The sequence below is a fragment of the Pontibacter pamirensis genome, assembly GCF_010015475.1.
GTDB lineage: Bacteria > Bacteroidota > Bacteroidia > Cytophagales > Hymenobacteraceae > Pontibacter > Pontibacter pamirensis.
This window is the reverse complement of sequence record NZ_SSNI01000035.1, coordinates 51,277-61,267: the sequence shown is the minus strand read 5'-3', so window position 1 is coordinate 61,267 and position 9,991 is coordinate 51,277. Positions and strand designations below refer to the sequence as shown.

At 47.5% G+C, this 9,991-nt stretch carries 5 protein-coding genes and 1 pseudogene; 3 read left to right on the top strand and 3 right to left on the bottom strand.

What is annotated here, in order from left to right; genetic code table 11:
* A pseudogene (locus tag E1919_RS21475) lies at window positions 1-843 on the bottom strand (transposase); the annotation flags it as partial.
* 401 nt (window positions 844-1,244) lie between these two features.
* Between E1919_RS21475 and E1919_RS21470 the strand changes: the two are divergent.
* On the top strand, window positions 1,245-2,639 hold the full coding sequence (locus E1919_RS21470) for a PQQ-dependent sugar dehydrogenase (protein WP_202915967.1): 1,395 nt from the start codon (window positions 1,245-1,247) through the stop codon (window positions 2,637-2,639).
* Between the two features lie 227 nt (window positions 2,640-2,866).
* Here the strand turns inward: E1919_RS21470 and E1919_RS21465 are convergent, their stop codons facing one another.
* Both E1919_RS21465 and E1919_RS21460 read right to left on the bottom strand, forming a co-directional pair.
* Window positions 2,867-3,856, bottom strand: coding sequence for a vanadium-dependent haloperoxidase (locus tag E1919_RS21465; protein WP_317168254.1), 990 nt, complete (start codon window positions 3,854-3,856; stop codon window positions 2,867-2,869).
* Window positions 3,857-4,610: 754 nt separating this feature from the next.
* Window positions 4,611-4,802 (bottom strand): hypothetical protein, encoded by a 192-nt coding sequence (locus E1919_RS21460; protein WP_162055473.1) that lies wholly within the window; start codon window positions 4,800-4,802, stop codon window positions 4,611-4,613.
* A gap of 641 nt (window positions 4,803-5,443) precedes the next feature.
* On the opposite strand from E1919_RS21460, the gene E1919_RS21455 reads away from it, so the two are divergent.
* Together E1919_RS21455 and E1919_RS21450 are read left to right on the top strand one after the other, a co-directional pair.
* Window positions 5,444-8,737: an NACHT domain-containing protein gene (locus E1919_RS21455; RefSeq protein WP_162055472.1), complete on the top strand. Its 3,294-nt coding sequence runs from the start codon at window positions 5,444-5,446 to the stop codon at window positions 8,735-8,737.
* Window positions 8,716-9,780 (top strand): hypothetical protein, encoded by a 1,065-nt coding sequence (locus E1919_RS21450; RefSeq protein WP_162055471.1) that lies wholly within the window; start codon window positions 8,716-8,718, stop codon window positions 9,778-9,780. The genes E1919_RS21455 and E1919_RS21450 overlap by 22 nt, the downstream gene beginning before the upstream one ends.
* Window positions 9,781-9,991: the final 211 nt, after the last annotated feature.

Sequence of the window (9,991 nt, the reverse complement as noted above, 5' to 3'; positions counted from 1 at the left end):
CCTGCACCACTAGGGAAGGCAGGTGCTGGCTGTCCCGGCCGTCGGCAAAGTCCGCCCGGATGTGGGAAATAACACCTTTGGCCGTATCAACCGCCATGCTGCAGTGGTAATTGAGTTTTCTGGCTTTGCCGGGCTTGACGGAAATGCGGGCATCCGGGTCGTGCGGGGCGTAGTGTGTCTTGTTGCTGACCAGCTGTGCCTTCTCATGGGTTGAGCCCAATGAGGTGAATGTGCCCCTGATATTCTCCTGATGCTTTTCCAGCTTCCTGAGCTGATGGGCCGGAGCTGTTATAAGCTGTGCTGGTTTGCTGTTTTTCTGAAGCATCCGTTGTTTGTCTGCCTCCTGCTGTTGCACTGACTCCAGTGGCTGCTTTAGCAGCAGGCTGTCCATGGAGGCGTTGGCCTTCACGGGCGCTGAGTCTACGGCCTGTGTACTGCCCGACACCATGCCCGCTTCCACACACAGGCTGAAGACCCTGTCAAAGAGCGACTCGAACAAGGCCTCGGGGAAAAGCTGGCGGGTGCGAGATACGGTGGAGTGCCAGGGCAGGGACTCGTCAAGCTGATAATCGAGAAAGTAAAGCAGGTCCAGGCGAAGGCTGCAGTGCTCGATGAGCTTCCTATCCGAAGTGATGTTCTCCAGGTAGCCCACCAGGCAGAGCTTGAAGAACACCACTGGGTCAATGCTCTGCTGACCACACTTACCGTAGTAACCCCAAGTTCGGTGAAGAAGCCCAGGTCCAACTGCTGCTTGAGCCGGCGGTAAAAGTTGTGCTCCGGCACGTGCGCCGAGAGCGAGAAGAGCAGCTCCTTCTCATCTTTGAAAGTTTTCTTGCCCTGCATAACTTTAAGCAATAGGTCATTATCCTTTAACGCCTATCTTCAACCGGTTGTGCAACAGCCACCAACGTTTCTTGGGACATTTATCTGTGTTATGACAGGCAGGAAAAGTGTCATAACATGCAACGCAGGATACCTTCCTCTTCCCTTCAAATTTGTGAGTGTTCGCTTACTACAGCTACGTGCCTACACATAATACTCTGCCCCTAGAGTACGCCCGCAGTTATATGCCGTAAATATCTGTGAACCAGTAGACTGTTATAATTATAAGGAAAGCACTGACTTCAACACCAAGGTCTATACTGGTTCAGCTCTATGGCTTACCAGCTGTGTACTATTCCTGGTGCCGGACCTTAGTGCTGAGACTATCATTACGTTTTTCACAATAAACTTAATCACAAGCTATGAAGAACTTTACATCTCTAAATTCAAAAAACGGGAACAGTGCGCTGCGCTATGCCAAACGCCAGGGCACCAGGCTATTCATGTTCCTTGCTGTCCTGGCTTTCGCCACTGGCTGTGAGCAGATCGAGGATATCATCAAAGACAAGGACAAGGGCAAACCCGGAGCTAACAAGCCAACCCTGAAGCTGATGGCCGAGGGTCTCACCGCGCCGGTGATGCTGACGGAGGCGCCAGACGGCAGCGGCAGGCTCTTCGTCCTGGAGCAGCCGGGGGTAATCAGAGTCATCAAGGACGGGGAGCTACAGGAGGAGCCTTTCCTGGATATCACCGACAAGGTAATTGACCTCAACGATGAATACGATGAGAGGGGGCTGCTGGGCATCGCCTTCCACCCCCAATACGCCACAAATGGCCGGTTCTTCCTTTACTATAGCGTGCCGCTGTGGCCAGAGGCGCCTGATGACTGGGACCACACCAACGTGGTGGCCGAGTACCGGGTGTCGGGTGATTCGATGAAAGCAGACAAGGGTTCAGAAAGAATAATCCTGCATCAGAACCATCCTTATTCCAACCATAACGGTGGTACCTTAGCCTTTAGCCCCATCGACAACTACCTCTACATCTCCATAGGCGACGGCGGTAACCGCGACGACCAGGGCATCGGCCATGTCGACGACTGGTATGAGCGGAACGTGGGCGGCAACGGGCAGGACATCTACCAGAACTTCATGGGCGACATCCTGCGCATCGACGTGGACGGGGGCTCCCCCTACGGTATTCCGGCCGACAATCCTTTTGTAGGCAAGGACGGGTTGGATGAAACGTATGCTTTTGGCCTGCGCAACCCCTACCGCTTCTCCTTCGACATGGGCGGCACCCATGCCCTCTACTCCCAGGATGCCGGGCAAGGGCTGAGGGAGGAGATAAACCTGGTGACCAAGGGCGGCAACTACGGCTGGAACGTGATGGAGGGAACGCTGTGCTTTGACGCGTCAAGCCCTCTGAACCCGTATGAGCACTGCCCGGACATAGACGTGCGCGGCATTCCGCTGACTGAGCCCATCATACAATTTAAGACAGGAGAAGTAGGCCTGGTGATAGTAGGTGGCTATGTGTACCGCGGAAACGAGCTGCCCATGTGGGACGGCCGCTACATCTTCGGCACCTGGAGCACCACACACGAGGTGCCCAACGGCAAGGTGTTCATAGCAGAGCCTATATTAGGTGAAACCCTGCATGACTTCGACGAAGTGGAGTTCGCCAACACGCCCACCGGCGACCTGAACTCCTACCTGCTGGGCTTCGGCCAGGACTCAGAGGGCGAAGTCTACGTGCTCACCTCCGACACGCAGGGACCCCACGGGAACACCGGCAAGGTGTACAAGATAGATTAAGAACTAAGGCAGGTACTGCGTCATTATTCTGCAGGGGCAGTGCCTGCTTTTTAGCTTCGGCACCTCCTGCAGGCATGGGGTGTGTTTAAGTGATTTTTAAAAAGCAAAAGGCTCCTCAGGATGAGGGGCCTTTATTGTTTGTAGCCTATAAGGTGCTTCATGTTGAATATGAGCTGAAGTTTTTGAGATCTCTTCACCCTGCACAGCTTTTCGCTTTATCTTCCTTATTACTTTCCTGCTATCTGCTTAGTGACATCTTTCTCAATGGGTTTTCCCGTCAGCTTTGATAACACCCACTGGCCTACCTCTTCCCCCTGCTTGGTCCCTTCCAGGGCACCGTCCAGGTAGTGAATCCCGCCGTACACCCGACTCATGGAGGTTTCCATGTAAGCGTCTTCAATGGACTTGAAGGAGCGGACCCCGTGGCCGAACTCATACTCTGTCGAGTCGGTGAATGCTACGTTCCCGCCCAGCAGGTGCGTGAGCACTGTTCCGGCAGAGGCCGATATCGAGCTGTGGCCGCTCACGTACTCGGGGAAGGGCGGCGTCTGCAGGTAAGGCTCCCACCCCTCGCCCAGGAGCCGGTTGATGACGGTGACGGGGCGCACGCGGTTGGAGCGGTACTTTTCTTCCCAGCAGGCGATAAAGGCCTCGTGCATGGCGATGGAGGAGAAGGTATAGGCTTGGAGCGACTGCCTCATGTCCAGCTTCTGGTCCCAGGCAATGGTGCTGACGATAGCTTGCCAGTGTCCCGGCGGGGTCATCTTCTTGCTCAGGTAAGAGAGGTGCCCCTTGATGTTGGAGACGGTGGCGTTGTCATCCCAGAAGTAGGCAATCGCCTTCTGCTCCGGGGTGGCGTTCTTGCCGTAGTCATAGACCTGGTCCACCATCTTGCGGAACTCACTGCCGGGCTTAAGGTCATAGGGTGCCGGAGGCGCAGGAGTGAACTGGGTGCAGGAGTCGAGGGTGAAGGCGCGGATGGCGCTCCACCTCGGCTCGCAGGCCTCCGCATACATTGGCGGAGTGGGCTCCCAATCACCCTCTGAGTAGGTGAGCACGTGCCGGTAGCCGCGCGTGTACTTGTAGTTGTCTTTCTCAGCATAGTCCAGCACGTGTTTGGCCACCAGCTCTCCGTAGGCCACCGAGCGGTCGTACACATCCTGGGGTATATCCATCGCCACATACTTTTGGTTAGTTCCACCTCGTACTCGTCCCACATGTCAACAGAGAAGGTAAGGGCCTTGCTCACGGCGATAAAGGCCTTGACGCTTGCCAGCGGGTAGCAGTACTCTGCACCCTCTTCAGGAGCGGGCACTGGTGTGAAATCCCTGATTCTGCCAGCAAGAGTGGGGTATTCAGCTTCCGCGGGGCGCATGGCCTCATAGGCGGCAAGGTTGGCATACGAATATATCCGGCTAGCCACCGGCGGCTTGAAAATGTCGCGGATAATGACGGTGGTCAGCTGCTTTGAAGTCTGGTGCAGCAAATCAGGGTCAGCAGCTCTGCTGTTGTACTCCTCCGGTGATGTCCTGGTGCAGCCTGCGGCGCTGAAGAGGGCTGCGAAGAGGACTAAAAGAGCAAGGCCTTTTGCTTTGGAAAGAGTGAGCATATAGAACGTGTATAATAAGCGATAGCAAATATCTAATACTGTGGTTACTGAAGGAACCTTTCTATTACCGTAAAAGATTCCATTTCGGCAGTACCCAGTGTTTAAAAGCTTACAATATAGGCCCCCCTTTTTTTAAATTCAACTGTCGAAACGTTCCAGCGCTGTTCTTTGAGGCAGTGGCTACCCTGTAAAAGTGCAATAAAACATCTCCTAAAACAGGTGCCTCAGAAGGGGGAATGCCGGTTCACCTATAACAAGTTTTATGTTAAACATCTAACATATTCAATAGCATAAGTGAGTAATATTTGATTTGTTCCTTTTCCTCATTCTCTTGTTCCTTTCTCCGGATTTTAGCTGTATCCCTACCGTGTAGGCCCTGAGTCCACCTGGCTCTCCAGCGCCTGCTGCAGCTGTACCGCACCACAGTGGACTGCTCGATGGCATCCACTGTGGTGCGGTACAGCTGCCGGAACAGTGGCTTTCCCGCGCAAAGCAGGCGCCACCCATAGAGCTGGGACTCTATTTCCTTTACGCTCTAGTCTCAGTGGTATCATGGCTTTGTTTACAAAAGGGGAAGAAATATTATGTCAGTATGGAAGAACCTCCAGCCTATAAGCAAAGATGACTACACAGAGGAGGAGGGAGTTTGAATAGTTTATTAATTCAAACTCCCAAGACCGCAACCTGATTTTTGCAGATGGATACTTCAAGGAGAGGCCATTAGTGACATACAAGACCGGAGGGAGTAAATGGAATCCTAGCAGTCTGGTGGAATATTGCAGACCTTATAAATTTGCGAAGGTAACAAGCTCTTAGGTGCTGACTATAGCGATAAATAGAAAAATTGTAGTTACAAATTGCGTTACACTAAAAAATTAAGTATCTAAAAATGAGATTTTTAACTAAATTATTATGATTCCAAACGGGATCACTTCATTATCAAGCACTTATAAGGTAAAACTTGTAAGTGCTTTTTTTATGTGCACACAATTTGCACACAGCAAGTCTGTTTTTCTGATATTGTCCCATCAGTACTTATCTTTAGTATTGCCCGCATCAAACAGGCACTTGACAAGTGCTGCGATTCGTAAGTATTGCTGAAAGTTTATTCTTAGTGCTGTAAGTCGTACCTTAGCAGGGAGCCTAATGCCTACTGTTGCGAACCTAAATTAATACAGAATTACCATTGTTTTCAATGAATAATACCTATCCTTGGGAGCGCCGCTGGCTTACCATAAGTTCAGATTCTACCTCTCAGAAGCACCATTATGAAGTTGATAGATCTGGTTACATAGTAGACGCAGAAATGGGCCCTGGTCTTGAGAAGATACCGAAAGGTGTTACGTTGGAGTCTCTCGGACAGGATCTGAAGTGTGCAGTATTATTGGGAGAGCCTGGTATTGGGAAGTCTCATGAGTGGAAAAAGCAACAGGTGGCTTGCTTGGGGCTAACTGAACATCTATTTCTTAACCTTGGTACATTTAATACAGAAGAGAGCCTTCGGTATGAGTTAGAAAATTCGCCTGAAGTCGAGAAGTGGAAGAATAATGATTCCATTCTTACTTTATGGCTGGATAGTTTAGACGAAGGACTTTTAAGTATCAATAAATTACAAGAAGGTATTTTACGTGTACTAAGACGCTTTGATCGTCAGCGTTTACGTCTTCGAATTACCTGTCGGAATGCAGTGTGGCCTGTCGCCTTTTCTGAAGCATTACAGGAGCTTTGGGGATTGCAAAAAAAACCACCTTCTACTGAATTTGCTGTGTTGCTGCTTAGTCCGCTTAGCCAGCAACAGGTGAAAAAAGCAGCAGAGCAAGAAGGATTTGATTCTGAGCAATTCTTGTCTGCAATTGCAGAAGTAGATGCACAACCACTTGCAAGTAGCCCTGTAACGCTGCAGCTATTAATTAATCTTTTCCGCGCAAACAAGCCTACTTTTGGTATTTCTGAAACTGCTGGACGTGCAGGCTTGTACGAACGAGGCTGTTTGGCTTTGTGTGAAATGCCTGATCGTGACCGTAATGAACAACATAGGGTAAGTAGTCGCACTCGCTTATTATTAGCAGGATACTTGGCATATCTGGCGGTGCTCACTAACCGTCGTCAAATACATATTGAGCCAGTTACTGGAACTATTGGGCCAAATGAGCTGGACCCATATTCAGTAGGAGCTGGCCAAACAGTTGAATGGGAGGGGAGGGGAGCATCAATTACCGAATCAGCAATCCGCGATTTATTTAGAAACACAGGACTTTTTACTGATTTGGGAAATGGTTGTATAGTATGGACCCACCAATCTTATGCAGAATTCTTGGCGGCTTGGTATTTAAAGCAATTGGGAATGCCATCCGCAGCTTTGCGTGCACTTTTCCGATCAGCAGCAGATCCGTCTGGTGGTATAGTCCCTGCTTTGCAAGAGACGGCTGCTTGGCTGGCAGAGCTTCAACCTTTTTGCTGGCATGACATTCTGGAGCTTGACCCAATAGCGTTGACCCACTCTGATCTACGCCGGGTGAGCAACACACAGCGAGCTGCATTGGTGGCGCGTCTTATTGTTTGGATGAGTAACCTGTCATACATCCCTTATCGGGAGAGCAGCGAAAGAAACTTTCTGCAGCATCTGAGTCATCCGAAGCTTGTCGAGCAGTTGAGACCTATATTGACTGATTCAGCAGCACCTGGACAAACCCAAAGGTTTGCTGTTGAAGTAGCTTTGGCTTGTAAAGTGAAGGAATTAGTTCCTGCGCTGGTTACTCAGGCTCTTGATAAACAGCTACCCTTTTCTATACGCTCCATCGCATTGAGCCTCTTAGTTCATTTAGCAGATGATAACGCCCGAGAAGCTCTGCGGTCCCTACAAACGCAAATACCAGAGGAAGATATTAGTGATGAGTTCCGGGGGGACCTGCTGCGTATTTTATGGCCGACTCATCTTAATCCTGATGAGCTATTCCCCCTGCTAACTCCAGAGAAAGAGAGTAATTATTTGGGCTCCTATCGTCTTTTTCTATATCAAATAGAAAGAGTAGAATTAGAATTCTCCTTAGACTCTGTAATTTCCGGTCTTCATTGGTTAGTACTAAATTCACCTGTTCTTGATTACCAAAACTCAGATGAAGATTTCTGGGATAGAATAAATCATCTTGTATTGTCTCAGGCTTGGCAGTTTTTGTATGAGCCGAGGGTTCTGGATTCCATGACTGATTTGTTCAATGTTGCAGACAAGTACTTTAAACCATTCAGTATAGAGGGAACTACTGACGAAGCTCGGCTTACTTTGTTTGAAAGCTTGTTGCATCGAAAGATTCGGCCGGAAGCTTACAGTCTTGTGAACAGTATGAATAATTTTCCTGCTCTGCTTATGCAGGATGACTGGGATAAAATTTATGCTTTGCTTTCTACTCCCCTGACTGCCTCGAAGAGGGAATGGCTTACACAGGTACTGATGTTCCTTTTAATGAAAACAACTTTAGGCAATAATGAGACAAACTACGGAACACGATATGATCAACTACATGAGGCTAAGCGTAAGTTTGCGTCAAGTAGAAAAGCTTTCTCTCCATGGTGCAAGGCTGTTAAATTAACCAGTAATGAGGCGGTACGAAATAAGAAAAGTTATAATATAAGAGAGCAGGGTAAAAGAAAGCAAATAAGAAATAAGAAGGAAAGACGTAAGCTTACACTTCACAAAAAAACTAATTGGCGAAGAACTGTTCAAAAGATACTAGCAAAGGGAAGTGCTGCATCATTTCATGAATGGCACATGTTGCTTCACTACATAAGTTCACATAAAACCAAAACAAATTTTTTTACTTATTATGATATTAGTTTGTCTAACCGCTGGGCAAAGCTGTCGACGGTGCAACATTCTCAGGTAGTTGACTTGGCTTATGATGTCGTGTCTCGTTATCCTATTCCCCCTAAAGAATCTTATACTTTAGGGGGTGGTGTAAATAACTTTTCCATTTCCCTTTACCGGGCACTTTTGCTAAGCCAGAGCCAGCGTATTGTTTGTGTACAGAGCCTTTCAGAAAAATTTTGGGAAGATTGGGCCTGCTTTCTGGTTCAATTAGAAAGTGTTCTGGATAGAAATCATCAATTTGAATTAACTAAATTGGCTGCGACTATTGCCCCCACTGCTATCGATTCTGCAGTTTTTCTACAAGCTGATGCACATCATAATAATCAGGATGGGAGTGGTTATTACCACTTCAAAAGTTGGTATCAAGTACTACCAAAAGCTAATTTTCCAGAAAAAATACTTATAGCCATCAAATCAAATGTGTGGCGGGAAGATTTTAGTGCTTCAGTATTGGTTGACATGTTAAATGCGGGCTATCAACCTGCTTTGGACTACGCAAGTGAATTAGTTTTGAAGCCTTTTGATTGTCCAACACAGGTATTAGAAAGACCTCGTTTAACAATTGCAGCGTATAGATGGCTACTTAAAAAACATCATGATTCATGGACTTGTGGATTAGATTAAGTGCTCAGCCAAATATTGCCGCAACAGTAATAAATAGAAACTTCAGCCATTCAAAGCAGGAAGATTTTCAATTCTTGACACTATTTGATGAAGAGCAATTACTTGCTTTCATCCTATGGCTCACATACGCTTTTCAGCTTACGCCTGAGGATGTAGATGATTGGGAAGGTTCTTCTAAAGGACACTTCGCTATGCTGCGCATAGGTGCGGTGACTGAATTAGCTTCTCGTGGTTCTGTGGCAGCTTGGGAAATACTCAAGCAGTTGTCAACCCAAATGGGAGAGCCATATTGGATTAGAGTACGCCTTGATCAGGTTAGGGAAAACTTGCGACGTAATTCATGGGAGCCTATAACTCCTGATGCGTTGATTTCTCTCGGTAAGGAAGCTAACCGCCGTTGGGTAAAGTCAGCAACTGACCTACAGGAGTTGATTATAGAATCATTGGAACGCTTCCAAGCTGACCTGCACAATGAGTTGATCGCCGCGGAAGTCCTATGGATTCCTGTTAAAGATTCAGCGGATAGACGTAAAACACTGGGCTATGAAGTAAGAAATGAGAATTTTCTTTCCAACGTTATTCGTCGTCATCTCACGCAAGATCTTCAAAGGGCAGATATATCGGTTAAGCGAGAAGTAGAGATTCGACCGTCCTTAGGTCCTGAAAGTGGGCAACGCACGGACATCTACATTGAGGCTTTTTCTCGGGATGCAACGGGCAACAAATTTGACGTAGTAACAGTCGTAATTGAGGTCAAACTGAGTAAAAACAAAGAGGTAGAGACTGCGCTTAACGATCAATTAGTTCCTTATCTTAGGGACCAAAGGTACAAACATGGCATTTATTTGGTAGGCTGGCACTATGGCGAATACCATAATAAGCCTGTCAAAGAAAAGTCTTTGCCTGAACTGCATGATTTACTGAAGAGACAAACACAGGATGTCGACCCACGCTATTCTATAAGAACATTGTTGCTTGACATTCGCCTACCTGCTGATAGTGTAAGAAGTGAAGAAGAGAAGCATCTATTTGAAGTAATTTAACTTATAACCTGCTACTATCAAACATTATTCATTAGTGAGTAACTGTGAAGGTTCAATAGATACGCTACATTCTAGCTCTTGAAGCAATCTCAAGTTATTACTATTGCTATAATGGTGGACTTGTGGGTAACTCGATAGAGTTATCCAAAAATCCACCATTATTTCTGTAATTTCAGTCTTTATATATATTATGGAAGCGCTTCAGAAATAT

Coding starts and splice junctions, on each gene's coding strand:
- E1919_RS21470 (WP_202915967.1), top strand. CDS start 1,245: ATGAAGAACTTTACATCTCTAAATTCAAAAAACGGGAACAGTGCGCTG.
- E1919_RS21460 (WP_162055473.1), bottom strand. CDS start 4,802: ATGATACCACTGAGACTAGAGCGTAAAGGAAATAGAGTCCCAGCTCTA.
- E1919_RS21455 (WP_162055472.1), top strand. CDS start 5,444: ATGAATAATACCTATCCTTGGGAGCGCCGCTGGCTTACCATAAGTTCA.
- E1919_RS21450 (WP_162055471.1), top strand. CDS start 8,716: ATGGACTTGTGGATTAGATTAAGTGCTCAGCCAAATATTGCCGCAACA.